Genomic DNA, 24,892 nt, shown 5'->3' on the forward strand with positions numbered 1-24,892 from the left:
GGCGTTGTTAGCTGCGTCTCTCTGCCATCGGATTAATATGAGGTGCTCTGCCACGGGGCTCTCAGTGGGGAGTGCCTGCGCATCGGCGTCACGTAACTGAGCGATGCAGTTGGTGGGGCAGGTCGGTGTCCGACGGCGGACCGGAGGACGGATCCATGTGAGCTGCGTTGGCAGCGCTGACTCCGCAGCAGCGGCGATTCTGTCTGCAGACCCGCCGGTGGTTCGCTTCTGTCGTCAGCTGTCCGCTTTTACCCAGCGGAATCACTAGGAGGCGAGGGCTGTGCACGGTCGCCGATGCGAAGTCCGGTGGTGTGAATCCGCAGGTCACGGGTAGATTTGCTCATCGATGACAAACGATGAACGTATTCTGCCAGAGTCCGCGGGTTGCGGGTTCGAGTCCCACGGGGTCTGCCGCATCTGACTTGGCGTTTGTCAGGTTGGTTGCAGGCGCCAGGCCTGTTTGTCAGTGGCTGGACTTCTCCTATGTGTTCAGAGCAGCGCAGCCGTGGGCGCGTTCGCAAGGGCGGCGACTGCCGGCTGGCGACAGGCTAGATCGCGGCGAAGGCTCTTGAGAGCATCTACGCCCAATGGGGCAAAGTGTTCGGTGATGGTCGGCCATCGCGCGGCCGGCCTGTGCCTACTCGCCTAGGAGGAGGGACTGGAAGCCGGTTTGGGATGTGTGGTTGAGGCCGTTGAAGGTGGCTGGGATTTTGCCGTATGACGTTGTCGCGGTGGCTGTGCCGTTGAATTTGCTGAAGCCGTACTGGTAGGCGGTTTGGGTGTCGTGGTCTACGGCGGTGATGACCGTGGGGCCGTTGACGCCGCACTTGTTGACGACCAGCGACTCGTACGCCGCCCAGCCGGACTTCCGGATCAGCTTCACCACCGGCTTCGCGGCGGCTGTGGTGGGGATGTGGATGGTGTAGAGCGCACCGGCTGTCGTGGTCATCAGCAGGGTGTCGTACGTCCTCTCCTCGCTGATCATGGTCATCGTCTTGAAACCACGGAAGCCAGCGAACGAGCCGGCCGACCGGTACCCGGCGCCGGTCGGGGCGTAGCGGTACAGGTTGCCGTTGCTGTTCAGGCCGTACAGGTACGCGGGCCGGGATCCCTTGAGGGGATAGTTCGAGGTGGCGATGGACTTGAAGCTCGCCCAGCCGGTGCCGACCCGGACGGCCTTCGACTGCGCCGGGCGTCCCCCCGAGAGGACGGTCGTCTGCCGGTACAGGTTCGAGCCCAGCAGGAACAGGCCGAAGGCGTAGTACTGGGTGCCCGCGGCGTTCCACGCCAGGTACCACCTGTCCATGAAGCGGGTGGCGAAGAACTTCGAGGACACGTACGGCGGCGACACCAGGGTCGGCGGCTTGTGCGCGGTGATGTCGACGGTGCCCACGACGTTCGCCTTGGTCGGCCAGACGACCGAGTTCCAGCAGGTCTGGGCTGCAGCGGTGGCCGATCCGGGCGCGGCGACCGCAGTCGCAGCTGTGGTGGTCGCACTGGCGGCCAGCAGACCGAAGCCAGTCAGAACGTGTACAAAGCGCCGCAGCCTCATCGAGCAGTCCCCTCCAGAGAACCCCAGACCACCCCGGTCCCCCCGAGGTCGGTAGTACAGCCCGGGCCGCAGCCTACCGAAACCATCAGCGTTTGATCGGGAACCCGCTCGCCTGCGCCGACACCTAATCGATTGGAAGGTGATCGTGAGGGGAGTGTCGTGCGGGCTTTGGTTGGTGTTTCGGATCGGGAGCTGTGGGATCGGGCCGCGGAGGGGGACTCCGGGGCGTTCGCGCAGTTGTACGACCGGCATGCCCGGGCGGTCTACAACTTCCTGCACCGGCGGACCGGGTCCTGGAGTGATGCGGAGGATCTGACGTCCGCGGTCTTCCTGCAGGCGTGGCGGCGGCGGGCTGACGTCGTACTCGATCGTGACTCGGCCCTGCCCTGGCTGTTGCGGACGGCCGACTACACCGCCCGCAACGAGTGGCGGAGCAAGGTCCGGTACCGCCGTGCGTTGGCCGCCGCGCATCTCATCCACAGCGAGGTCGAGGACCCTGCGGACGATGTGGCGCAGCGGCTCGACGACGACCGCCGGATCCAGGCGGTCCAGGCGTTGTTGAAACGCCTGCCCAGACAGGAGCTCGAGATCGTCGAGCTCTGCGTCTGGGCCGGACTCGATCAGGCCGCGGCGGCGGTAGCGCTCGACGTACCGATCGGCACGGTCAAGTCGCGGCTGTCCCGCGCTCGAAAGCACCTGCGCGAACTCGATCTGGAGACCCAGGCATGAACATTCTGCTGCCCGACGGCGACCTGCGCCCGTCGACCCGAGACCGTCAGCGCGACGAACTGATCGCGATCCTCGAGAGCCAATCCGGTACGCCGTCACGCCGCCGCCGACTGCTTGTTCCGCTGGCCGCGGTCGCGGCGGTCGTCCTCGTCGCGGCGTTCGGCTTCGTCCTCAGGGACAGCAAACCACGGGTTGCGTCGGCGCCGGCGGTCGAACCATTGAGCGCGGCGGAGAAGGCACATCTCGGTCAGCGATGCCTGGTCAGCTACAACCTCGCGACGTCCACGGGCCACGCGGTCCTCGACGGGTTCCGGTTCGTCAACCCGCCCAGCGACGCGTATGTCCGAACGTGGGTCGTCGGCTACGGCGACGGTCTGTGGGTGAACTGCGGGTTCAACCAGGCCGGAGCCATGGTTTCGGGTACCGCGGCCGCATCGAGGCTGGGGTTGTTCAACGAGGTGCAGGCCGGCGGGCCAGGCAGCGGCGCCTACCTGAAGTCGGTCACGCGTATCACCGTCACGCCGCTCGGCGGCGAGCCGGTCGAGGCTGTGCTCCGCAACGGCTTCTACTACGCCCCGGTCAGGTCGGTGCCGGCCAGCAAGGCGCAGACCGACAGCAGCCCTCGCCCGTACGTCGTTCGCGGGTACGACGCCACCGGGAACCTCGTGTACACCAGCGCGGCGACCGAGGCCGACCGCAAGGCCGAACAGGTCGCCTGTCGCGCCGACCCGACAGGCCGCACGTACTCCTTGATCGGCTCGGAAAGACCTCTCCCTGCTCCCAAGGACTGCCGTCCCAACCTCCCCTGGACCTGGCTACCCAACTGACGCCGCACCGGTACGTTGCTACGGTCGGGTCGTGCTTGTGCGTCGTCGGGCTGTTCTGCTTGGTGTTGCGTCTGCGCCGTTGCTGGTCGCGTGTACGAAGAGCGCTGATGAGGCCGCGGCGAAGTTGAGGGTTGAGAAGGTTTGGGCGGAGGCGGTGGTGACGCCTGGGCCGGCCATGCTGGGGCGGGTGCGGGTGGTGGGGGATGTTGTGGTGGTGGTTGACGGGACCGGGACGGAGGGGGCTCGGGTCTGCTGCTTGAACGCGGCGGACGGTGCGGCGAAATGGATCATCGACGGGAAGAAACCGATGTCGGTGCCCGGGTTGGGGGCCGTTCGGGTTTGTGTTGTCGGTCCGGGGTTTCTGGGGAACACGGCGACTTTGGTTCAGCGGCCGGCGGTCAGGGTTGCTGGTGACGTGCTGCCGGTTTCGGTTGCGGGTGCACCTCGGGGTGCGACGACCAGTGGGGTTGCCGGTGTCGACGTACGGACGGGGGATCCGGTCTGGGGATTTCAGGCGATGGCGATTCCGTCCAACGAGCGCACGATGGTCACGGCAGTGGCTGAGTCCGTCGTACTTGCGACTGTCAGTACGCCGTTCGGCCCTGGCTGGCCGACCAGGGCCCAAACGCCGACCACGATCGCGCTCGACGCCAAGACCGGTGACGAGCTGTGGCGTGACGTAGACGTCGTCGGAGTCTCGGGTGACGGGAACTCGGTCGTCGTCGCGAAGCGGACGGCGGCGTCCTGGCAGATGGAGGTCCGGGACGCGCGGACCGGAAAGGCTCGCTGGACCGGTACGCATCAGTCCCGCGGACCGCACGAACACAAGGGAACAGCCGCGGACCACACAGTGCTGCAACACGCGGACCGCACGGATATCGACGTGATCCGGCTGTCCGATGGCGAGCCACTCGTTCTCGATACCGACAGTGTGCCGAACGTGGTGGCGAGCGATCCACCGTTGCTGGTCTGGGACAACGGGGTCGCCTGGTGGGCGAAGGGCCCGAACGGTTTCGTCACCCAGGCCTTGCCCAAAGGCTCGCCCACGAAGGGGAAGCATCGGCCCAAGGGCCTGGAGTTCAAGGCGGCGTACGGCGTTGGGCCGCACATCTGGGGCGTGTACGGCGACACGCAGGAGAGCGAGAAGAACGACCACCTCGTCGGCACGATCGCGGTGGATCGCACCGGCGCACCGTGCTCGCCGAACCTGCCAGGCGTTGCCCTCGCCGACGTCTCCGAGAAGTGGTTGGCGGTAGGTCGAGCGGGGTACGTCGAGGTTCACCGGATCACTCCAGCTTGAGCCGTCCCCCCCGAGAGAAAGACTGCTACAGATGCAGACAGTTCCGTCCGCGCCGGTGCGCGCCGTGCTCGTCGGCGCCGGGCATCGCGGGGTGCTCTACTCGCGCTACGCACAGGTCGCGCCCGACGAGTTGGCGATCACCGCGATCGTCGAGCCTGATCCGACGCGTCGCGAGCGGTGGGGCGCCGAGTTCGGGATCCCCCAGGCGGCCCGGTACTCGTCGCTGACCGACCTTCCGGACGCAGGCGCGGTCGCGGACGTGGCGATCGACGCCACGATGGACCAGGATCACGTGCCGACCGCGATCCATCTGCTCGGCGCCGGGTACGACGTGCTGTTGGAGAAGCCGATCGCCCAGAGTGCGCCGGAGCTCATGACCTTGGCGGAGGCGCAGCGGACGTCCGGGCGGACCTTGATGATCTGTCACGTGCTGCGCTATGCACCGTTCTACAGCGAAGCCAAGCGCCGCATCGTCGCCGGCGAGATCGGCGAGCCGTTGAGCATCGAGATGGCCGAGCACGTCAGCTACGACCACATGTCGATGGCGTTCGTCCGTGGTCGCTGGGGCAACTCCGAGCAGTCGGGTTCGTCGATGCTCCTGGCCAAGTGCTGCCACGACCTGGATCTGATGACCTGGCTGTGCAACGCCGCGGCCCCGGCCCGTGTCGCCGGCTCGGGGTCCCGTGGCATGTTCGTACCCGAGCGGGCGCCGCACGGGGCGGGGACGCGGTGCCTGTCCGACTGCTCGATCGAGGCGACGTGCTCGTACTCGGCTCAGCGGCTGTACGTCGACCTGAACAAGTGGCCGGAGTACATCTGGGAGCAGGCCGAGCACCTGAGCCCTGAGCTCGACCTGGACCAGAAGCTCGAGTCGTTGCGCACGGACAACCGCTACGGCCGGTGCGTGTGGCACGCCGACAACGACGTACTCGATCGTCAGACCGTGAGCGTCGAGTTCGCGGACGGTGTCATCGGGTCGTTCGCGCTGGCGACCAACACACCGGCGTCGAGCCGCACACTCCACGTCGTCGGGACCACCGGTGAGATCTCTGGTGCGCTGGAGGACGGGACGCTTCGGGTACGTCGCATTCGCACCGACGGAGCTGCTTCGTTCGACGAGGAGATCATCACCACGTCGGTGACCAACGACATGCACGGCGGCGGTGATCATCGGCTCGTGGCCGACTTCGTTCGAGTCGTGCGCGGGGAGCCGGCAAGCGTGTCGAGCACGCAGCTTGCTGACTCGGTCAACGGCCACCTACTGGTCTTCGCCGCCGAACGCGCCCGGCAGCAGCACCGCTGGGTCGACCTCACCGAGCTGCAGCCCGTCGTCGACGCCTGACGCCTCACTCCTCCAACCGACCCAGGCTAAGCGCCGGAGCTAGTTGCTCTCAGCAAGGGAATCGCGGCGGGCAGTGCCGCGGTTCAGAGCTAGGTGCCCGCCGAGGAAGCCTGCGCCTGCTATGACCAGGTTCCCGGCCAGGGCGAGCTTTGTGCCGGTCCGGTGCCTGCCGCGCAGACGCGCGACGAGTGAGCCGGCGAAGAGGAAGATCGCGGTGTCGGCGCCGAGCGCGTGGATCGCGCCGATCCGGCGTTCGGAGCCTGACAGATCCGCCCAGTCGGCCGCGCCTGCGATGGCCGTCGGTACGGACGCCAGTACGCCGAACCCGGCGAGGATCGTCGCCCCGCGACGCGACTGCCGACCACCTGCGAGGTCGAGAAGGGTTGTGCCGAGCCAGCACCCGGTGGTCACGTCGGTCAGCGACGGATGGATCGAATGACCGAGTACGTCGGTGTGCATCGGACTGCGCTGTACCCAGTCGATCAACGGCGCATAAGCCAGCTCCTGAGCGCGAGCCACGCGCTCAGAGAGCGAGCTTTCACCCACCGCGCGAACCACACGCTGCGGCAACGGTCTCGACGCCACGTTCTCAAGATACGCGAACGCCCGTCACCCTTGGAAGCACTTAGTCGCGCGAGGGTTTGGGATGGGTCAGGAGGGAGGCTAAGGAGGTCTGGGGAGAGGGGCGGTAGCGGAGTACGGCGATTGAGCCGTCGGGGGACGTGCCGATCAGTAGGGCGCCTGAGGCTGTTGGGAGGAGGGTTGCGTCGGTGAGCTCGAGGGGGTCGAGGCGGCGGCCGGAGGGGAGTTCGAACAGGTCGACCTGGTGGCGTCCGCTGCTGATCAGGAGGCGTGAGTCGGGTGTGACGGCGGCGTTGGTGCGCGACGTGGATGGGCTCGGGCCGCGAGGGGTTTCGAGGCGCGTGTAGCCGGGGAGTCGCCACAGGGCAAGGCCGTCCGACTCCACTACGGCGAGATACTGGCCGTCAGGGGTGACGACGGGCGGGGATTGGGCGTTTGCCCGGACGGCGAGGTTGGCGATCGGAGCTCCGCTGGGGAGTTGCGCGATGATTGCGCGCCATTCGTCGAGTTTGGTCCGGCCTTGGACAACCACGGTGTCTCCGGCGGGCGGGATCAGGAGGGTTCGGACGTCGGTGATCCCGGTGGATTTCAGTGGCAGGTGGGCGACGGTTCGTCCGGTCGGTAGCCGGCGGATGCGAACCTCGCCGCGGCGGCCGATGGCGGCGAGAGTTCCGTCGGGGCTGAGGGCAACGGTCGGGTTCGCGGCGGGCATGTTCTCGGTGAATGTGCGCGCCCGTCGGAAGAGAGGGTCCGCCTCGGATCGGCGCCAGAACCTACTCGACCATCTGCCCCAGCTCGCCACTGCCAGCAGACTTCCGTCCGGGCTGATCGCTGAGCGGTATCCGGTCTCGCTCAGGACGCGGCTCTCGATGGGCGATGCGTCGGCGGGCTGTGGCTCCGCGGGCAGGCGCCAGAGTCTCGTGGACGGTCGCGTGCTGATGAGCGTCGAGCCGTCCGAGGTCACCTTGAACTCCCCAACGTCGTCCGGGCGATGGAGTCGAGCTAGGAGTTCGAACGGTGCTGCGCTCTGGTTCAGGTAGTCGGTGGCCAGGCGGACGAGGGTTTGGTCTGCTTGTGGCCAGTCGGCTAGTTCGACGAGGCAGCGGGCCGACCAATGGAGCCGTGCGCGATCCAGTAGTTGCCAGAGGTACTGCTGTCGGTTGCCGTCGCGTAGCAGTTCGATGAGGGCTTCCCATTCCTCCGGCAGGAGGCGCTCGGGTACTGCTGCCACTCGATAGGCCCAGCCGAGCCGCTTCCCGCGGCGGGCGGCGATTGCGAGCTGGACCCGGAGGGCGGGATCGCCTTCGGCGCGGGCTGATTCGAGGAGGGCGCCGCTGGGGTCGACCGTGGTGTAGCCCTCGAAGTCGCCTAGGAGGAACAGCGTCACTGCTCTCTGGCGTACGTCGGCTGGCAGCCGATCCCTGACGAGCTCCTTGAGCTTCCCGTCGGGCGCCTCCAACCACACGTGCCGGATCGCCTCGTGCGATACCGGATCGGTGAGGGCTAGCAGGCAATCCCATGCCATGTCGGCGACGCTCGGATCGACGAACATCCCGCGTACGGCGTCCCCCGAGCCGGCGACGAAGACCTCGGCCAGTGTGCGGGCGTACCAGGCGACGCGCTCCGGCGAGGGCGGCTTGGCGTTGCGGCGCCGCCACTTCGGCCGCTCCATCCGTTCGAGCTCGCTGAGCGCTCGCATCTGGTCGCGCGGATAGCTGCGTCGGTGGAGGCCCAGCGCGGTCCTGCGGAGGTGATCGTGGAGCGGGGAGATCTCCTGGCGGGGCACCCGAGCGACCTTATCGGTGCGTTCAGCTGACCCACCGGTCCGGTTTGATGGGACTGGCGCGGGTAACTACTTTCTGTAGCGCGGTCGCGCGGTCGCGTACGCCCAGCTCGAGACGGTCGCGGTGTGGGAGCAGGCCACGTTGCTCGGCGACAGCTCGAAGGACCACAAGGTCGAGCGGCTGCGGGTCGGCTTCTCTGGTGCGTCGGGTGGCCAAACGTTCTCGGGAGCCAGTTAGTTCAGTTCGGCCAGGTGGGGTTGCGGCCGAGGTGGGCGATGATGCGGTCGAGGGTGTCCTCGCCGGACCACGGTACGTCGGGTGCGAACGGCGAACCCGGGGTACGGCGGACCTCGCCGGTCGGCACGACCTGCGCCACGTCCTGCGCCGCCTCGAGCGTGGCAGGAGCGAAGGTCACCGTCGTACCGAGCGACTTCGCGACGTCCCAGCTGTGCACCACGTAATCGATGAAGTGGAAGCTGACCGCCTGCGCCCCAGGGAACGAGGCGTCCGGCCCGAACTCGGCAAGCGTGAACGTCCGGTCCACGACCCCCGGCTGCGCGAACGCGTCCAGAACATGCTCAGCAGATTCGACGTACGCCTTCACCGGGTCGTCGCCGAGATCGCGGACCTTCCAGATCGCCGGGTCGGACTCGCCCCGCGACGCGGCCGCGAAGCCGTAGTGCTGGGTGGCCATGTGGGCGAGCAGACCGTACAGGGTCCAGGCACGACACGGCGTCGGCTTGGACAAGTCGTCAGTGGTCGCGGTCGAGACGAGCTCGATGCTGGCCTGAACGGCCTCGGCATCGAGCTGAATGTAATCAATAGTAGGCATGCACCTATCATAAGCGCCAGCATATGATTGCGCCAGTGCTACCTTTCCGGGCATGGCAACCGAGCGCCCCGACCTCGCTGCGATGCTGTATCCGCTGGTGCGGGAACTGATCGCGCTCGAACTGCCCGTGCTCGCCGCGCACGAGGTCTCGATGTGGGGCTACTCGGTGCTCACCGCGCTCGACGACACCCCGGTCCGGACCCAGGCGGCGCTCGCTGAGGCGATCGGCGCGGACAAGTCCCGCATCATCGGCACCCTCGACGAACTCCAGCAGGCCGGCCTGATCGAGCGCACCCCGGACCCCGCCGACCGCCGCGTCCGCCTGCTCTCGATCACACCCCAGGGCCGCCGGGTACGCCGTACCGTCCGCAAGGAGATCCAGGCGCAAGAGGAACAAGTCCTCACCGCACTCGCCCCGGCCGACCGCAAAACCTTCCTCCGCATCCTGCAAGAACTCCACGCCTCACGCTGACTGTTGCTGCGCGGGTACCAATTCGCCACCCGAAAGGCAATCGATTCGGAGTGTGATCTTCAAATCACGCAGCGTTGAACCAAGTAGAGCACTCAATCGTTCGAACCAGGCACACGACCAATCCACACCGCAAGGAGTGAGGCCTGTGCAGGTGCTTGAGCGTTTTCAAAAGGAAGTGATCGGCGTCTTCCGGATCGTCGTCGGGTTTCTGTTCGCCACCCACGGCGGGGCGGCGCTGTTCGGCGTACTCGGAGTCGAGCAGGTCGGCGCGTTCGTCTGGCCGTCCTGGTGGGCGTCGTTGATCCAGACGGTCGGCGGTGCGCTGGTGATGATCGGGCTCGGCACCCGGTACGCCGCGCTGCTGTGCTCGGGATCGATGGCCTACGCGTATTTCAGCGTGCACCAGGCGGGTGCTTTGCTGCCCGTGCAGAATGGTGGCGAGAAAGCGGCGTTGTTCTGCTTCGCCTTCCTGCTGATCGCCTTCCTGGGCAACGGCACCTGGTCGGTGCAGCGGGCAGCGAAAGCACCAGCGCAGGCAGTCACAGCGACGAAGTGACCCAATGTTCGACCCAGTGTCAGACCCGCAGTCCCACAGAGCAGGAGCGCCGATGGCCGACGACCGGGCGACGCTGCTGCGTGAGCTGCACGATGTGCACGCTCCTGCGCTGTGGCGGTTCGTCGTCCGGTTGACCGGCGACGACCGGCTGGCGGAGGACGTCGTCCAGGAGACCCTGCTCCGGGCCTGGCGGCGGCCGAACATCCTGGCCGAGGACGAGGCGGGCGCCCGGGCGTGGCTGTTCACGGTGGCGCGCAACCTCGTCATCGACGACCGGCGCAGCGCCCGGGTCAGCAGGGAGGTCGCCAGCGACGATCTCCCGGAGAACCCGAGCGCCGACCACGCGAACGCCGTACTGGATGCCTGGCTGGTAGCCGAGTCGCTGGCTCAGCTGTCGGAGGAACATCGGCAGGTGATCGTTCGTGCGTACTACGGACGCCGTACGGTCACCGACATCGCCGAGGAGTTGGACATCCCGTCGGGCACCGTGAAGTCGCGGCTGCACTACGGGCTGCGGGCGTTGAAGCTCGCGCTGCAGGAGAAGGGGGTGACGAGCCAGTGAGCGACCCGTACCGGGAATGGGACGCGGCCTATCTACTTGGCGCGTTGTCGGCGAAGGACCGGCGCGTGTACGAGGAGCATCTGCACGCCTGCGAGGAGTGCTCGGCCGGGGTAGCGTCCCTGGCCGGCATCCCCGGAGTACTGGCGGCCTTGCCGGCCGACCGTGCGCTGGCCACGATCACAGCGGATCCGCCGAATCTGCTGCCCGGTCTGGTCCGGAACGTCCAGCGCGACCGGCGCAGGCAGCGGATCCGGTTCGGCGCGCTGACGACCGGGATCGCCGTCGCGGCCGCTGTCGTCGGTGCGGTGGTCGTCGTCCCGCTGACCCGCAACGAGCCGAAGGGCGACTACGTCGTACTGGCCCAGACGGTGTCCAGCAAGCTGTCCGCGGACGCCCGGCTGGTGCCGGAGCCGTGGGGTACGACGATCGAGATCAGCTGCCGGTACGACGAACTCGCGACGCCGAGCGAACGCGCCCGCGGGTACGAGTTGTACGTCACGGACACGTCCGGGAAGGTCGCGCTGATCGCCAGCTGGACGTCCTCGCCCGGGACGACCGTGAAGCCGGCGGCGACCACCAAGCTGCAGCGCAGCGAGATCAAGGCCTTGGACATTCGCAGCTCGGAATCCGGCCGGGTGCTGCTGGCTGTGCATTTCTGACCACGCATGACCACAGCCCGTTCGGGCACCTGGGAGACAAGATCGACGGTCGCTCGAGAGGTCGCCGACCCAGGCCCCGGTGTTCAGGGACGTGCACCGGGGTCGCCGTCCGTCGTGATGCGGCTGCAAGAAAAATCTGGCGAATCTGTAACACTCGCGGCGTCACCAGCGATACACCCTGTGTAACGCCACTGAGGATCCCGTCCCAGGCCGTCCGCCCGAAGGGTCTGGGACGGGGTTCTCGATGCTTCTGAGGCGCCCAAGCAGCGTTACGAACGAAGGCCCCCGGTGACTCATCACCCCGGGGGCCTTCGTACTGCGCGTTCCCTCCCTAGGACGCTTGTTCCGTCGGGCCGTTCGACTCCGGGAGAGCGATCCGGTCCGCCGGTAGGCGTTCCGTCCGCTCGTTGCCGTCGTCGCCCTCGTACTGCACCAGAGCGGTCCATCCCGATTCCTCGTGGTCGCGGCCGATCAGCCAGCCGCGACGCCACTTGCCATCCGCGAGGACGACGACATGGCTGGGCAGAGGGAGTCGGGACACCAGATCGGTGCCGGGCTCGAACTCAGTCATGGCCGAAGGCTAGGGGGTTTCGGAGCCCACCGCCTCCCGGACGCGTGTTACTTCTATGTTTCACGCGGGGAGGGCTGCAATTCTTTGACAACTCTCACAGGCAAACCGAACGCTTGAACCGAACCCGACACCTTCAACGCGCGACCGCCCGGGATGTGCGTCACCCAGTCGTTCCGCAACGCGTGCCTGCATAGCGCGGCCCCGACTGCGCCGGCGAGATGCGGGCGGCGTTCGGTCACATCCAGACACGACCTGATGGCCGGCCGTCCTCGTCGTACCTCGAGCTCGATGCCGAGATCTTCCAACCAGGCTTGGCCATCCGGCGTCAACGCGATCCCCTCCGACCAATCGATCAGGCCGCGCTCGGTCATCGCGTCCGCCAGTGCGACACCGAGCTTGCCGGCCAGGTGGTCGTAGCAGGTGCGCGCCCGCGCGAACGCGTCCCGTTTGCTCACGGCGGCCAGGCTGTTCGCCACCTCGATACGCCGTGGCGTCAGCGCGGCCAGCCCTTCCAGTAACTCGGCCGTATCCGGTCCGGCGAGCTTCACGTACCGGTGCCGCCCCTGCCGCACCTCGGTCAGCAACCCGCCTGCGACCAGCTGATTCAGGTGCTCGCTGATCGTCGGCCGGGACACTTTCGCCAACCTGGCGAGCTCACTGGCAGTCCACGCCCGCCCGTCGAGCAGCGCCAAACACACCGTCGCCCGAGTCCCATCGGCCAACATCCGAGCCCAACCCGCCAACTCCTCACCTTCGGCCGTCATACCCCCATCATCCCGCCCCCACAGTTAGGCGCCCACCGAACGGTCTCGTGTCTAGCGTCGGTTCACGTGACTCATCTGACGATCGAACCTTCCATCCTGTACGTCGGTACGCCGGTCGCACTGCTCGCGACCGTGAATGAAGACGGGACTGTCAACCTTGCGCCGATGTCGTCGGCGTGGGCGCTCGGTGATGTTGTGGTGCTTGGGGTCGGTGTGTCGGGACAGACTGCGGTGAACCTGCGTGAGCGGCCGGAGGTGGTGATCAACTACCCGTCGCCCGATCAGTGGAAAGCCGTCGAACGCCTGGCCCCGTTGACCGCGGCCAACCCGGTGCCTTCGCACAAACAGGACCGCTTCCGCCACGAACGCGCCAAGTTCACCGCCTCCGGCCTGACCCCGGTCCCCTCCGAACTCGTCACCCCACCCCGAGTCGCCGAATGCCCACTCCAGTTCGAAGCCACAGTCGACCATGCGGAGCTAGATGCCAAAGGCAACTTCCTGATCGCCCAGGCCCGGGTCGTCCGAGTACACGCCGCCCAGGAGATCGTCGTACCAGGAACATCACACGTCGACCCCGCCGCCTGGTCGCCCCTCATCTACAACTTCCGCCACTACTACGGCCTAGGCCCCGAACTAGGACAGTCCTTCCGCACCGAAACCCCAAGGTAGGCAGTCAGCCGAGGCGTTGGCGGTCGGAGCCTTCATGCTGGTCGGGTTACAGCGTGGCTTTGTTGCGGCGCAGCCGAGCGACTGCGGCGAGTCCGGCTCCGCTGATGGCGATCCCGCCGAGTGTTCCGGCGCCGACCTGCGCCAGGTCGAGATTGAAGCCGCTGTCTGCGGGGCGGGTCGATGGTGGCTGGGTGTTCGCACCGGGTTCGGGTTTGGTGATGGCACTGGCCGGCGCGGTGACGGTCAGCGGGAGGCCGGCGATGGCGATGGTTGCGGCGATGCCGGCGAGTCTGGTGATGGTTCTGGTGGCCATGGGAATCGGCTCCTTCGTTAGTTGGACACGCCAATGACTGTCCGGGACAAGGACTACCGCCGGCATCGGGCACCCGCGCTCAGATCGGCCGTCGTTCGCCTTACATCGCGGCTACTTGGAGCGTCAGTGCCTTAGTTGCGGTCACTGTGTCGACCAGGCTGCTCTGCGTGGTCATCTCGCGACTGAGGGACAGGCCGACGGCGCGATTGCACGTAGGACCCGCTATGGCGACACGACGATCGCAGCGCATGATGGTGTATGGCCGACTTGATGGTCGGACGTGGGGAAGAGGCTCGGGTACTGCGGGGTTTGATCGCTGATCTGGCGGAAAGCTCAGCGGCCGTGGTGGTTCGGGGTGAGGCGGGCATCGGCAAGACACTGCTCGTCCGATCAGTTCTGGACGAGCAGCCTGGTGTGCGGACCTTTCGTGGCGCCTGCGCGCCGATGTCCGGTGCGACTGCCTACAGCGGCCTCGGCACTACGGTGACGGCTGCGCTGAGCCGATCCGCAGCATCCAGCCAGTTCCCGTCGGCTGCTGCGGCCCGCGCATGGTCAATGCAGACCCTCGCCAGTGTGCTGGACGGCGACGCGGCACACGGCACGGTTCTGCTGGTCGAGGACGTTCACTGGGCGGATTGGTCCACGCTCGACTTCCTCGCCCATGTGACGCGCAACCTGCCCGAGCGGCGGTTACTGGTCCTGCTGACCTGGCGCGACGAGACTGTCGATCACGACCGCCTGACCTGGCTGGGGGAAATGCTCAGAACCCCGGGGTTCGTCGATCTGCCGCTGCGCCGGCTGACCGAGCAGGAGACGTCGCAGCAACTGCGCGGTCTCCAACCCAACTGCTCGGCGGAGACGATCGCTACCGTGTACGGGCGCAGCGCAGGCAACCCATACCTGAACGTCGAACTCGTCCGCGGTGACCTGGCGGTCCCGGCTTCGTTGCGCCAGCTGCTGCTCGCGCGTCTGCAGACACTAACGCCGGCAGCGCGCGCAGTCGTCGCGGCCACCGGCACGTTGGCTCGCGCTCTCGATGACGATGACCTACTGGCGGCGGCCGACTCTGCTGCCGACGCCGTCAGAGAGGCCTGTGACTCCGGCCTGGTGATCCGCGACCCGGCGGTCGGCTGCGCCGCGCGGCACCCGGTGATCGCCGAGGTCGCATACGACCAGTTGCTGTCTTCGGAACGTCGCGACCTGCACGCGCGACTCGCGAAGCATTTGGCGGACCGCGTTGGCAGCGACACCACCGCATCGGAGCTCGCCGAGGTCGCCGAGCAGTATCACCGCGCGAGCGAGCGAGACGCGGCGTTCAGCTGGGCTCTGACGGCGGCCCGTGCCGCCGAGAAGGAGTACGCGTTCGCCGAGGCCGGCCAGTGGTACTCCGTCGCTTCGTCGCTCTGGCGGCAGTCGGACCTGGCCGACGACCTGGCGCCGCAGCGCCTTGTGCTCACCGAGCGCGCGGCCTCGTTGTTGGGAGGCGCCGGCCGGTACGCGGAGGCACTCGCCTTGCTCGAGGCGTCGGTGACTGAGTCCGACGGCGAGGTGGGCACGCTTGAGGCCTTGCTGACGCGGGGCAGACTGCGCTCGCTGGTCGACGACCTCGCCGGGGCGATGGCAGACGTTGAGCGAGCACGGCGTCTGGTGCCGGCCGACGACGACCGAGCGCTCGGCCAGGTCTGCATCTCGCACGCACTGACGCTGAGCGCTTACGCCCGCTCCGCGGACGAGGCCGAGGCAGCCCAGGCGGCGCTGCGGCACGCGACCCGGGCAGGCGACACCCGGACCATCGGCCAGGCTCGGAGAGAGCTGGGAGCGGTCGCCGCCAACGAGGGTCGGATCGACGAGGCACTTGAAGAGACGCTGGCAGCGCTCGAGATCGCTCGTGACCTCGGCGAGCCGGAGGACCTGGCCATGGCGGCGACGACGCTGTCCTATGTGCACGGGTTGCGCGGCGACTCCGACCAGGTGGTGGCGGTCACGGACGCCATCCAGGTTGAGCTACGGCGCTTGATGGTCAACGAGCATTGGGCCGAGGGCATCCTCGAGAACAATGCGGTCTGCCATCTCTATTATCTCGGTCGGTGGGACGAAGCGCTGACGAGGGATGACAGCAAGGGAAGGCCACCGTCCGGACCGGCGTTCAAGGACGCCGATCTCGCGCGGATCCACATGGCACGAGGGGACCTGCAGACCGCCGTCGAACTGCTGCGCGGACAAGAGTTGCTCGCGGCCGACGACCAGCCCATGATGAAGCGCGATTACGCAGGAGCCATGGCCCAGCTGCGCCTCCTCCAGCAACGTCCGCACGATGCCCTGGCCCTGGTACTGGACGCTGCCGAACTCAGCCACGACACCGAAGATGAACTGGTGGCCGACGAGCTGCTGCGTATCGGTCTGGAAGCAGCGGTCGCGTCGCAGTCACCCGACGGCTTCGATCGACTCGTGTCACTCCTTCGGCGCTCCGTATCCGGGGTCGAGGGCCCAGCGCTGGCTGCGATTGTCGACGGTGAACGATCTCGGATCCGCGGCACGCCCGTGCCGACCCCGTGGCTCACCGCCGCACAGGAATGGGCGGCACTCAGCCGGCCGTACTGGGAGGCGCAGGCCCGACTGAGGGCAGCCGAGGCGCTGCTGGCCCAGCGCAGGCAACCTGGAGCCCGAGGACGCGGGACCGGCGAGCTGGCAACGGCGCGACAGATCGCCGACCGACTCGGCGCGGCACTGCTGCTCAGCCGAATTCAGGCGCTGGCGAAGATCGCCCGGATCCATCTCGAAGAGTCTGCGACCGAGCACCACGAGCACCGCGGTGCCACTGCAGATCCACAGTCACCCTTGACCGAGCGTGAGCAGCAGGTCCTTGTCTTGGTCGCGGCTGGGCGGACAAATCGCGAGATCGGCGCGACTCTCTACATGAGCCCCAAGACTGCCAGCGTGCACGTCACGCACATCCTGGAGAAGCTCGGCGTGCAGAGCCGTGTCCAAGCCGCCGCCGAAGCGGTCCGGCTCGGCCTGACAGGCCACCCGGAACCACCCACCTGACGGCTGGCATCGGGCGGCGTAGCACGTGTGGGGCTGCAGGTCAGACGAGGCGTAGGCGGTCGACTTCTTCTTCGCTGAGGACCACGTCGAGGGACGCCAGTACGTCGGGGAGGTCAGCCGGGGGAACGGGGCGTTCTGTGGTGTGGCCGTCGGCGTGCTCGATCGTGAGGGTGTTGCCGACCAGGCGGCGTACGACGCCTTCGGCGACGCGCATGACCACGGGCCGGCCTGTGAAGGGCGAGTTCGGGTGGGTTGAGACGTAGTGGTGGTAGACCTCGTAGTCGATCGGTCGGACCGGCTCGTCGTTCGAGGCATGTTGCGGGACCCACCCGTCCGCGGTCTGCTTCGAGAGTGTCCACAGGTCGCCGTCGAGGGTGAGGCGGTGGTCCCAGCCGGCCTGGTCGACGACGGCGCCGTCTTTCAACGGGGTCGGATACAGCTGACCCGCCCCGAATCCCACATCCGCCAGGAACTCCTGCCCGTCGACGCCCACCTTCAACAGCGCATGCGTCCGCGGTCCGGCCTTGTGCGGCTGTACTCGAGCAACCCGCCGTGCGACGTCGAACCCGAGGTGCTCGAGCGCGGCTCCGAACAGCAGTGCGTGCTCGTAGCAGTACCCGCCGCGTTGCCGGCCGACCAGCTTGGCCTGGATCGTGTCGAGGGCGATGCCGGGGTGCGTGCCGAGGATCACGTCGATGTTCTCGAACGGGATCGCCAGCACGTGCGCCCGATGCAGGCTCCGCAACGCATCGGCCGACGGCGCGACCCGTTCGTGGCCGATCCGGCGTAGGTAGGCATCCAGGTCCAGGTGCGAGATGTTCCACATGCGGGCTACCTCAGCACTTCCAGTTCACTTGAGGTCAAGCTCCGTGAACAAGGTCAGCTGGATCCCGCCCGGGGTCTCGAGGCGCGCGTTCAGCGAGTCCCACGGCGTCCGGGTCGGCTCGGCGACGACCTTGGCGCCGGCGTCGGTCAGCCGTGTCGTCAGGCCCGCCGAGTCGTCGACCTCGAGCGCGACCCGGAACTTGCCGGCCACCCGCCGCCCGACCTCGACCTCGTCGATGTACTCGGCCTGCGCGCGGTTCGCGAGCTCGAGCGTCGCCCGACCGGCCTCGAGGATCATCACCTGCGCATCCCCTGTCGTGTAGGACTCGCGCTCGGGTAGCCCGAGCGCGTCCCGGTAGAACGCCACCGCGGCGTCGTAGTCGTCCACCGTCACAACCAACCGCAACTCTTTGACACCCATGCAGTCAGTATCTACAACCGCGACACCTGATAGTGCGCAATCAGCCAACCATGGTCGGTCCGCCGGAGCAGCACGCTCAGATTGACCGTCAGCGTGGGCCGGTCGGTGAACGAGAAGTCGACCGTCAGGTACCCGAGCACCAGGTCGTCACTCAGCGCACGCGTCTCCAAGATCCGGTACTGCGGAGACAGGCCGAGCGGCTGCGAGTCGTAGTACTCCGCTACGGCATCACGGCCGACGCCGTACGGATGCAGGCCCTGGAAGATGGCGTCCTTCGTGAAGAGGGCGGCGACGCGTTCGGGATCGTGGTCGTCAATGCCCGACTTCCACTGGTCCAGGACGCTCGTGAGTCTGTTGTTCATGTGAGGCTCCTCAAGGGATGGCGGACCAGGAGCGCGGCGGCCGCGGCGAGGGCGACGACGCCGGCGCTTACCAGGAGCGCCTGGTGATATCCGTTGTGTAGTAGGGGTCCGACCGCCAGCGGCCCGACGATCTGCCCGAGGCTGTAGCCAGTGGTGAGGATGGCGACCGCGTGCGGCACGCCGAGTTCGGTGCCGATCGCGATCGCGAGGTTGGCGACGCCGAGGAACGTGGCGCCGAACAATGCGGCGGAGATCAGCGCGGCAGCGACACCGTGCACGAAGGTCGGCAACGCGATACCGACTGCCTGGAGCAGCAACGCGGCCAGGAGGAGGGTCGACCGTGACCATCGGCGGCTGAGACGGGCCCAGAGCGCGGTCGACGGTACGGCGGCGACGCCGACGACGATCCAGGCGCCGTTGCCGACCGGTCCGGAGGCGGTTTCGTTGATCGCGGCAACGAGGAACGTACCGGCGATGATGTAGCCGATCCCTTCCAAGGTGTAGCTGGCGAGCAGAGCGGTGAAGTGCCGTGACCGGGTCCCGCGCTCAGTAGCCGGCGGTGCGGGTGATCCGGTCAGGTGCCACGCCGGCAGCGTGCAGGCGATCGTCAGCACGGCCGTGATCCACCACGCCGTACGCCAGTCGCCACCCACCAGGACCGCACCCGAGAGTGCGATGCCTACGCCGACACCGCCGAAGGCCCAGCCGACGTGGTGGCTGTGCAGCCGGGGGAGTACGGCGCTGACCGCGATCACGAACACCAGTGCGCTCGCGATCCCTGCGATCAAGCGCAGCCCCAGCCAGAGCGGACCGCTTTGGCTCAGTGGCATCAACGCGAGTGTTGCGGCCAGGACCAGCAGCGACAGCCGGAGCGCCCAGCGGGAGTGGAGGAGCCTCGGCGCGACCACCGCCGCCAAGGCACCGGCGAGGTAGCCGGTGTAGTTGGCCGTCGCGAGGGCTGCGCCGAGTCGCGGTGACAGACCTGCCTGCGTGTGCATCATCGGCAGGATCGGCGTGTACGCGAACCGGCCGATCCCCATCCCACCGGCCAGCGCCGCAGCACCCTGACCCGCCAGGCGCCACTGCTTCATTTCAGTGACCTGCCTGCTGGCCGCCGTCCACGTGCAGCACCTCGCCGGTCACGAACTTCGCGGTCTCCAGGAACGTCACCGCGTCGACAATCTCCTCGATCTCGCCGAGCCGGCCGACCGGGTGCAGCGCGGCGAGGAACTCGTGCGTTTCCTCGGGGTGCATCGGCGTACGGATGACACCTGGTGCGACCGCGTTGACGCGGATGTTGCGCGCGGCGTACTCGGTGGCGAGCGACTTGGTCACCGAGTTCAGCCCGCCCTTGGTGAGCGAGGCCAGCGCCGACGGCACAGTGCTGAAGGCGTGGTCGGCGAAGGTCGTCGTGATGTTGACGACATGCCCGCCGTCGCCGTTCTCCAGCATCGCGGCGATCGCCCGGCGGGTCGTGTCGAAGAAGCCGCGCAGGTTGAGGCCGGCGATCCGGTCGTAGTCCTCGTCGGTGTACTCGGTGAACGGCTTCGCGACGAAGACGCCCGCGTTGTTGACCAGGCTGTCGATCCGGCCGAAGGTATCGAGGCCCTGCTCGATCACCCGGGCGCCGACGCCCGGCTCGGCGAGGTCGCCGGGCACGGCCAGCACCTCCGGGTCGTCGGAGCGCGCGATCGTGCGGGAGTTCGCGACGACGGCGTAGCCGAGCTTGCGGTACGCCGTGACGAGCCCGGCGCCGATGCCCTGGGACGCCCCGGTGATCACGGCGACTTTGCGGTGGTTCATGGTTCTCTCTCTCGATCGGGGTGATGTACTTCGATCGTTGTCGAACCATGTGCGCTTTTCCACGACCGGTCTGCTCCCAGCTGAGAGGCGCGGCCTACTACGCTGCAGGCGTGGAGCTGCGCCAGTTGCGGTACTTCGTGGCGGTCGCCGAGGAACTGAACTTCGGGCGGGCCGCGGCCCGGTTGCGCATCGCCGGCCCGTCGTTGTCGCAACAGATCAAGTCGCTCGAGCGCGATCTCGGCGTACGGCTGTTCGAGCGCGATCGCCGGACCGTGCGGTTGACCGCGTTCGGCGAGACGTTGCTGCCGCAGACGCGGGCGTTGCTCGAGCAGGCCGACGCGTTGCGACGTACCGCTCGGGGGTTCGCGGCGAGTGAGCCGGTGCGGTTGGGCTATGTCAGCTGGCGGCCGGCGGATCTGGCGGAACGCGTTTCCGGGGTCGCGCAACTGCTCGTGGACACCTGGGTGATGCCGTCGCACACGCAGGCCGCGCGGGTCGCGGACGGGAGCATCGACCTCGCGATCTGCTGGGTGCGCGCAACCGACCTGGCCGAACAGGAACTGGTCGGCTCGTTGCTGGGTGCGGACCGCTTGTTCGCGTTCTCGATCGGTGACGACTCGCCCGTGCGGGCGCGCGACACGGTCGTGCTGGTCGACGCGGACACCGAAGCCTGGGCCTCGTGGAACATCTACGCGGTGGAGTTCGCCCGCGCCACCGGGGCATCGGTGGTCCGCATCGACGACCACGGCATCACGGGTCCCGCCTTCTACGACCATGTACGTCGTCTGGGACGCCCGGTCGTCGGCTCGCCGAAACGGGACGCAACCCCACTCCCGCGGGACTTCGTACGCCGGCCGATCGTCGATCCGATCCCGGTGTGGACGTGGGCGCTGGTGTCCCGGCAGGACGAGGCCCGCCCCGCCGTACTCGCGACCGTCGAGGCGCTGACGCGGGACGTGAAGGTCGAGTTCGACCCAGGCAGCTGGCTACCGGCCGAGGACCCGTTCCGCCTGGCTTCGACCTGGGGCGGCTGATCGCCCTTCGGGTCACGACGCTTGACGGATCCCCAGCCCATCACAATCGCGTCCGCCGAGCCGCCTCTCGCGGGCCGGTCACCCGGACCGGCGATTGTGATGGCCAGGGGATCGGCTACCAGGCCTGGGCGAGTGCGGTCGTCGCCGGGGTGAGGCGGTAGCCGGCGTTGGCTGAGAACTCGGCGGAGAGGGCGAAGCGGTCGCCGCGGACGATGGTGTGCCGCCACTCGACCGGACGGTTCTGCGCGGTGCCCTGGCGGATGATCGAGAAGACCGCGGCGTCGGCGGGGCAGTGCAGGAGTGCGCGCTCGGCCGGGCTCGGGTTCATCGCGCGGATGTCCTCGCGCCCGTGGTCGAGGTTGATGCCGGTGCGTTCGGCCAGCTCGTTGTACAGGCTGGTGTGGGTGAAGTCCGCGTCCAGCAGCGGCTCCGCGAGGGCGGCCGGCAACCAGACACGGTCGAGGGCGAGCGGCTCGTCACCGGCGTACCGGAGGCGCTCGAGGTAGAGGAGGGGGATCGACCCTTCGAGGTCGAGGCGGGCGGCGACCACGCCGTCCGCGCGGAGATCGAGTGCCCGGACGACGCTGTGCTGTGGCAGGCCGGATTCCTCGACGGAGGAGAACAGGCTGTAGAGCGCGCCCATCGGCTGCCGGATCTCCGGCGCGGTCGCGACCCGCGGCTGCCGGCCGCGTTCCGCGACGATCAGCCCGTCGGTACGGAGCTGCCCGAGCGCCTGGCGGACCGTGTGCCGGCTGACCGCGTACTCCTCGACCAGCGCGAGCTCACCCGGGAACGCGTCATCGAACTCCCCGGAGCGCAGTCGCCGTACGAGATCCTCCTGCAGCTGCTTCCACAGCGGCTCACCGCTGCCTCGCTCAAGCTTCCGCATGGATCCTTCCCGGGTTGCCAAATGTCCGGTCATCTCCTACCGTGAATGTACGTACATTTCTCGCGGAAGGGAACCGGCTAGTGGTGCAGCTTGAGGTTAGGCCACCTCACCCCCACACCGCCGTTCCCACCGTCCGTCGCCTCGGGTCTGCCGTACGGCGGCTGCGCGGGTTGTGGATCGTGCTCCTGGTGACTGCCGTGGCGGTCCCGCTCGGGCGCCTCGTGCCGCTCGTCGGCGGACCGGTCTTCGGGATCCTGCTCGGCGTGATCGCGGGCAGCGTGATCCCGGCGCTGCGCTCGGAGGTTTGGCGTCCCGGGTACGACTTCGCCTCGAAGACATTGCTCCAGCTGTCGATCGTCGTACTCGGCACTGGACTGTCGCTGCAGCAGGTCGCGCGCGTCGGCGTCTCGTCGTTGCCCGTCATGCTCGGCACGCTGGCGCTCGCTCTTGGCGGCGCGTGGTTGTTCGGCCGGATTCTCGGCGTACGGGGCGACACCCAGATCCTGATCGGCGTCGGTACGGCGATCTGCGGCGGCTCCGCGATCGCGGCCGCGACCGCCGCGATCGGCGCGAAGCGTTCGTCCGTCGCCTATGCGCTCGCGACGATCTTCACCTTCAACATCGTCGCCGTCCTGACGTTCCCGCCCCTCGGTCACCTGATGGGCATGAGCCCGGAGGCGTTCGGGTTGTGGGCCGGTACGGCGATCAATGACACGTCGTCCGTCGTCGCGGCCGGGTACGCGTACAGCCAGGCAGCCGGCGATCAGGCGATCGTCGTGAAGCTGACGCGGTCGCTCACCCTGATCCCGATCGTGCTGACGCTGGTCGCGCTGAAGATCCGGCGCGAGAACCGCGTCGCCCGTGCACTCGACGCCGCGGGCGAGGGCTCCTACGCAGGCGCCACGGCGTCGATTCGTAAACCGTTGCCGTGGCGCAAGCTCGTTCCACTGTTCCTGATCGGCTTCATCGCGGCCGCAGGCCTACGCTCCGCCGGCGTGATCCCCGAGCACTGGCTGCCGGGACTGAGCGTGACCGGCGGCGTGTTGATCACCGCCGCCCTCGCCGCGATCGGTCTGTCGCTCCGCCCGCGCGAGCTGCGCGACGCAGGACCCAGGCCGCTCCTCCTCGGAGCAATCCTCTGGATCCTGGTCGCTGTCGGCAGCCTCGGGCTTCAGTCCTTCTCGTAAGCGGCCTGGCGGTCCTGGACTGCCTTGATCCGCGGTACGTCGAGCTTGTTGCTGCGGTCGAAGTTGTAGATGCCGTTCTCTTCCTGGAACACGTCGGTCAGCTGCGTGTAGCAGTAGCCGAACATCAACTCGTTGTCGAGCAGTGCGTCGACCAGGCCGGCGAAGCGGGTGTAGAAGTCCTCTTCGTTCGCGACCCGCTGGCCGTAGCCCCAGGAGTCCGCGGAGTTCCCGCTCTTCCCGGCGGCCGCCTTCTCCGCGTTCCACCAGATGCCGCCGAACTCACTGCAGAAGTACGGCTGGCCGTCGTACGCCAGCGAGATCGGCTTGCCCTCGGGGCCGCCGGTGTTGCCGTACGGCTTGTTGTTCACGAGATCCGCCATCTGCTTCGCGAACTCGGCCGGGTCCTGCTCGTAGTTGTGCGAGTCCCAGACGTCAGTCTCGGGCACGCGGTGGCTGTAGCCGGACGCGTCCAGCACGGGACGGCTCGTGTCCGCGGCCTTCGTGGCCAGGAACATCGCGCGGGTCACGTCGTCGAGCTGGGTGATCCGGTCGTGCAGGAGCTGGTGCGTCTCGTTCAGCGGGCACCAGCCGATGATGCTCGGGTGGCTGTAGTCGCGTTCGACCGCCTCGAGCCACTGGCCGACGTACGACGCCGTCGGCTGCTGGTTGTTCTCGGCGGTGTCGCCACCGGAACCCCAGTCGCCGAACTCGCCCCAGACCAGGTACCCGAGCCGGTCCGCGTGGTACAGGAACCGCTCCTCGAACACCTTCTGGTGCAGGCGCGCGCCGTTGAACCCGGCCGCGAGACTGAGCTCGATGTCGCGGATCAGCGCCTCCTCGGACGGCGCGGTCATCAGGCTCTCCGGCCAGTACCCCTGGTCCAGCACGAGCCGCTGGAACACGTGCTTGCCGTTGATCAGGATCGCCTTGCCGTTGATGCTCACCGACCGCAGGCCGGCGTACGAGTCGGCGGCGTCCGCGATGTTGCCGTCGGCATCGATCAGCTCTAAGCGTACGTCGTACAGGTGCGGATCCGTGGTGTCCCAGAGGCGGACGCGGTCGGCCGGGACCTGCAGCGTCAGGCGCGGCGCCAGGTCGAGGTCGGCGCGTACGTCGGCCGTGGTGATCTCGCCGTCGGCGTCCTTGAGGATGGCGCGTATCTTGTAGCCGGGCTTGTTCGCGGAGACCGGTACTTCGAGGTGGAAGCTGGAGCCCGCGACGTCCGGGGTGATCCGGGGCCGCTTCAGGTGCACGGTGGGGACCGCTTCGAGCCAGACGGTCTGCCAGATGCCGGTGGTGCGGGTGTAGAGGCAGCTGTGGTTGAAGTACAGCTGGCTCTGCTTGCCGCGCGCCTGCGGGCCGCGGTGCGTGTCGCGGGCGCGGACGACGATGGTGGCCTGCTCGCCGGGCTTGGCGACGTGGTGCAGGTTGGCGCTGAACGGGGTGAACCCGCCGCGGTGCCGGACCACCTCTTCGCCGTTCACCCAGACGGTGGTGTCGTGGTCAACGGCCTGGAAGTGCAGTACGGCGTCCTTGCCGTCCCACTCCGCGGGGATCGTGACGGTGGTGCGGTACCAGACCGCCTCCATGAAGTCGACGTCCTCGATCCCGGATAACTCGGTCTCCGGCGCGAACGGTACGACGATCCGCTGCGTCAGCTCGCGTTCCCGCAGGCCGCGCTCCAGCCCGGAGTCCGACCGGTCGATCTCGAACTGCCACTCGCCGTTCAGATTCACCCACTCGGGCCGAACGAACTGCGGACGCGGGTACTCCGCACGAGGCTGCGACATGAACTCTCCCGTGATGCTTGAT

The 24,892-nt window shown here is 67.8% G+C and carries 26 protein-coding genes; 12 read left to right on the plus strand and 14 right to left on the minus strand.

Translation table 11 applies throughout. From position 1 onward, the window contains the following. Positions 1–637: 637 nt before the first annotated feature. On the minus strand, positions 638–1,552 hold the full coding sequence (locus tag ACLJOO_RS22695; protein ID WP_410789281.1) for a hypothetical protein: 915 nt from the start codon (positions 1,550–1,552) through the stop codon (positions 638–640). Between the two features lie 159 nt (positions 1,553–1,711). Between ACLJOO_RS22695 and ACLJOO_RS22700 the strand changes: the two genes are divergently transcribed. From ACLJOO_RS22700 to ACLJOO_RS22715, 4 genes are all read left to right on the plus strand, one after another. After that, positions 1,712–2,281 (plus strand): RNA polymerase sigma factor, encoded by a 570-nt coding sequence (locus ACLJOO_RS22700; protein ID WP_410789282.1) that lies wholly within the window; start codon positions 1,712–1,714, stop codon positions 2,279–2,281. Then, positions 2,278–3,108: a hypothetical protein gene (locus tag ACLJOO_RS22705; RefSeq protein WP_410789283.1), complete on the plus strand. Its 831-nt coding sequence runs from the start codon at positions 2,278–2,280 to the stop codon at positions 3,106–3,108. The genes ACLJOO_RS22700 and ACLJOO_RS22705 overlap by 4 nt, the downstream gene beginning before the upstream one ends. A gap of 517 nt (positions 3,109–3,625) precedes the next feature. After that, the gene (locus ACLJOO_RS22710) at positions 3,626–4,408 is read left to right on the plus strand and encodes a hypothetical protein (RefSeq protein ID WP_410789284.1); all 783 of its coding nucleotides are present in this window, start codon (positions 3,626–3,628) and stop codon (positions 4,406–4,408) included. A 31-nt stretch (positions 4,409–4,439) separates the two neighbouring features. Beyond that, entirely contained in the window at positions 4,440–5,750 is a 1,311-nt protein-coding gene (locus ACLJOO_RS22715; protein WP_410789285.1) for a Gfo/Idh/MocA family protein, read from the plus strand. Between the two features lie 39 nt (positions 5,751–5,789). On the opposite strand, the gene ACLJOO_RS22720 is transcribed toward ACLJOO_RS22715, so the two are convergent. The 3 genes from ACLJOO_RS22720 to ACLJOO_RS22730 all read right to left on the minus strand — a co-directional run bounded on the left by ACLJOO_RS22720 (position 5,790) and on the right by ACLJOO_RS22730 (position 8,948). Continuing rightward, entirely contained in the window at positions 5,790–6,269 is a 480-nt protein-coding gene (locus ACLJOO_RS22720) for a DUF2231 domain-containing protein (RefSeq protein ID WP_410789286.1), read from the minus strand. A gap of 106 nt (positions 6,270–6,375) precedes the next feature. Further along, positions 6,376–8,118: a WD40 repeat domain-containing protein gene (locus ACLJOO_RS22725; protein ID WP_410789287.1), complete on the minus strand. Its 1,743-nt coding sequence runs from the start codon at positions 8,116–8,118 to the stop codon at positions 6,376–6,378. Positions 8,119–8,354: 236 nt separating this feature from the next. Then, complete coding sequence (locus ACLJOO_RS22730) at positions 8,355–8,948, minus strand: TIGR03086 family metal-binding protein (protein WP_410789288.1); 594 nt, start codon at positions 8,946–8,948, stop codon at positions 8,355–8,357. A 52-nt stretch (positions 8,949–9,000) separates the two neighbouring features. On the opposite strand from ACLJOO_RS22730, the gene ACLJOO_RS22735 reads away from it, so the two are divergent. The 4 genes from ACLJOO_RS22735 to ACLJOO_RS22750 all read left to right on the plus strand — a co-directional run bounded on the left by ACLJOO_RS22735 (position 9,001) and on the right by ACLJOO_RS22750 (position 11,197). After that, on the plus strand, positions 9,001–9,420 hold the full coding sequence (locus ACLJOO_RS22735; RefSeq protein WP_410789289.1) for a MarR family winged helix-turn-helix transcriptional regulator: 420 nt from the start codon (positions 9,001–9,003) through the stop codon (positions 9,418–9,420). A 145-nt stretch (positions 9,421–9,565) separates the two neighbouring features. Next, positions 9,566–9,976: a DoxX family protein gene (locus ACLJOO_RS22740; protein ID WP_410789290.1), complete on the plus strand. Its 411-nt coding sequence runs from the start codon at positions 9,566–9,568 to the stop codon at positions 9,974–9,976. Between the two features lie 52 nt (positions 9,977–10,028). Continuing rightward, complete coding sequence (locus tag ACLJOO_RS22745) at positions 10,029–10,538, plus strand: sigma-70 family RNA polymerase sigma factor (protein WP_130388757.1); 510 nt, start codon at positions 10,029–10,031, stop codon at positions 10,536–10,538. Further along, positions 10,535–11,197, plus strand: coding sequence for an anti-sigma factor family protein (locus ACLJOO_RS22750; RefSeq protein WP_410789291.1), 663 nt, complete (start codon positions 10,535–10,537; stop codon positions 11,195–11,197). The genes ACLJOO_RS22745 and ACLJOO_RS22750 overlap by 4 nt, the downstream gene beginning before the upstream one ends. Positions 11,198–11,528: 331 nt before the next feature. On the opposite strand, the gene ACLJOO_RS22755 is transcribed toward ACLJOO_RS22750, so the two are convergent. Continuing rightward, complete coding sequence (locus tag ACLJOO_RS22755) at positions 11,529–11,768, minus strand: hypothetical protein (RefSeq protein ID WP_130388759.1); 240 nt, start codon at positions 11,766–11,768, stop codon at positions 11,529–11,531. A 53-nt stretch (positions 11,769–11,821) separates the two neighbouring features. Next, on the minus strand, positions 11,822–12,532 hold the full coding sequence (locus ACLJOO_RS22760) for an ArsR/SmtB family transcription factor (protein ID WP_410789292.1): 711 nt from the start codon (positions 12,530–12,532) through the stop codon (positions 11,822–11,824). A 66-nt stretch (positions 12,533–12,598) separates the two neighbouring features. Between ACLJOO_RS22760 and ACLJOO_RS22765 the strand changes: the two genes are divergently transcribed. Continuing rightward, the gene (locus ACLJOO_RS22765) at positions 12,599–13,201 is read left to right on the plus strand and encodes a flavin reductase family protein (RefSeq protein ID WP_410789293.1); all 603 of its coding nucleotides are present in this window, start codon (positions 12,599–12,601) and stop codon (positions 13,199–13,201) included. A gap of 46 nt (positions 13,202–13,247) precedes the next feature. Here ACLJOO_RS22765 and ACLJOO_RS22770 read toward each other — a convergent pair whose 3' ends face one another. Further along, positions 13,248–13,514, minus strand: a complete 267-nt coding sequence (locus ACLJOO_RS22770; RefSeq protein ID WP_410789294.1) for a hypothetical protein — start codon at positions 13,512–13,514, stop codon at positions 13,248–13,250. 258 nt (positions 13,515–13,772) lie between these two features. On the opposite strand from ACLJOO_RS22770, the gene ACLJOO_RS22775 reads away from it, so the two are divergent. Then, a complete protein-coding gene (locus ACLJOO_RS22775; protein ID WP_410789295.1) occupies positions 13,773–16,559 on the plus strand; it encodes a LuxR C-terminal-related transcriptional regulator in 2,787 nt (928 codons plus the stop codon). A gap of 40 nt (positions 16,560–16,599) precedes the next feature. Here the strand turns inward: ACLJOO_RS22775 and ACLJOO_RS22780 are convergent, their stop codons facing one another. Genes ACLJOO_RS22780 through ACLJOO_RS22800 form a run of 5 tightly spaced genes read right to left on the minus strand, consistent with a single transcriptional unit; the run spans position 16,600 to position 19,970 of the window. Continuing rightward, on the minus strand, positions 16,600–17,385 hold the full coding sequence (locus ACLJOO_RS22780; RefSeq protein ID WP_410789296.1) for an arylamine N-acetyltransferase family protein: 786 nt from the start codon (positions 17,383–17,385) through the stop codon (positions 16,600–16,602). Positions 17,386–17,409: 24 nt separating this feature from the next. Continuing rightward, positions 17,410–17,805 (minus strand): VOC family protein, encoded by a 396-nt coding sequence (locus ACLJOO_RS22785; protein ID WP_410789297.1) that lies wholly within the window; start codon positions 17,803–17,805, stop codon positions 17,410–17,412. An 11-nt stretch (positions 17,806–17,816) separates the two neighbouring features. Then, entirely contained in the window at positions 17,817–18,167 is a 351-nt protein-coding gene (locus tag ACLJOO_RS22790; protein ID WP_410789298.1) for an SgcJ/EcaC family oxidoreductase, read from the minus strand. After that, positions 18,164–19,258, minus strand: a complete 1,095-nt coding sequence (locus ACLJOO_RS22795) for a YbfB/YjiJ family MFS transporter (RefSeq protein WP_410789299.1) — start codon at positions 19,256–19,258, stop codon at positions 18,164–18,166. Before ACLJOO_RS22795 ends, ACLJOO_RS22790 begins: the two co-directional genes overlap by 4 nt. A 1-nt stretch (position 19,259) precedes the next feature. Continuing rightward, the gene (locus ACLJOO_RS22800; protein ID WP_410789300.1) at positions 19,260–19,970 is read right to left on the minus strand and encodes an SDR family NAD(P)-dependent oxidoreductase; all 711 of its coding nucleotides are present in this window, start codon (positions 19,968–19,970) and stop codon (positions 19,260–19,262) included. Between the two features lie 110 nt (positions 19,971–20,080). Between ACLJOO_RS22800 and ACLJOO_RS22805 the strand changes: the two genes are divergently transcribed. Continuing rightward, complete coding sequence (locus ACLJOO_RS22805; protein ID WP_410789301.1) at positions 20,081–21,004, plus strand: LysR family transcriptional regulator; 924 nt, start codon at positions 20,081–20,083, stop codon at positions 21,002–21,004. 115 nt (positions 21,005–21,119) lie between these two features. On the opposite strand, the gene ACLJOO_RS22810 is transcribed toward ACLJOO_RS22805, so the two are convergent. Next, positions 21,120–21,893 (minus strand): GntR family transcriptional regulator, encoded by a 774-nt coding sequence (locus ACLJOO_RS22810; RefSeq protein ID WP_410789302.1) that lies wholly within the window; start codon positions 21,891–21,893, stop codon positions 21,120–21,122. Positions 21,894–22,081: 188 nt separating this feature from the next. Between ACLJOO_RS22810 and ACLJOO_RS22815 the strand changes: the two genes are divergently transcribed. Then, on the plus strand, positions 22,082–23,080 hold the full coding sequence (locus ACLJOO_RS22815) for a YeiH family protein (protein ID WP_410789303.1): 999 nt from the start codon (positions 22,082–22,084) through the stop codon (positions 23,078–23,080). Here the strand turns inward: ACLJOO_RS22815 and ACLJOO_RS22820 are convergent. Next, positions 23,065–24,870, minus strand: coding sequence for a glycoside hydrolase family 2 protein (locus ACLJOO_RS22820; protein ID WP_410789304.1), 1,806 nt, complete (start codon positions 24,868–24,870; stop codon positions 23,065–23,067). The genes ACLJOO_RS22815 and ACLJOO_RS22820 overlap by 16 nt on opposite strands. Between the last annotated feature and the right edge of the window lie 22 nt (positions 24,871–24,892).

Origin of the sequence: Kribbella sp. C-35 (genome assembly GCF_046549195.1) — a bacterium.
Taxonomy (GTDB): Bacteria; Actinomycetota; Actinomycetes; order Propionibacteriales; family Kribbellaceae; genus Kribbella.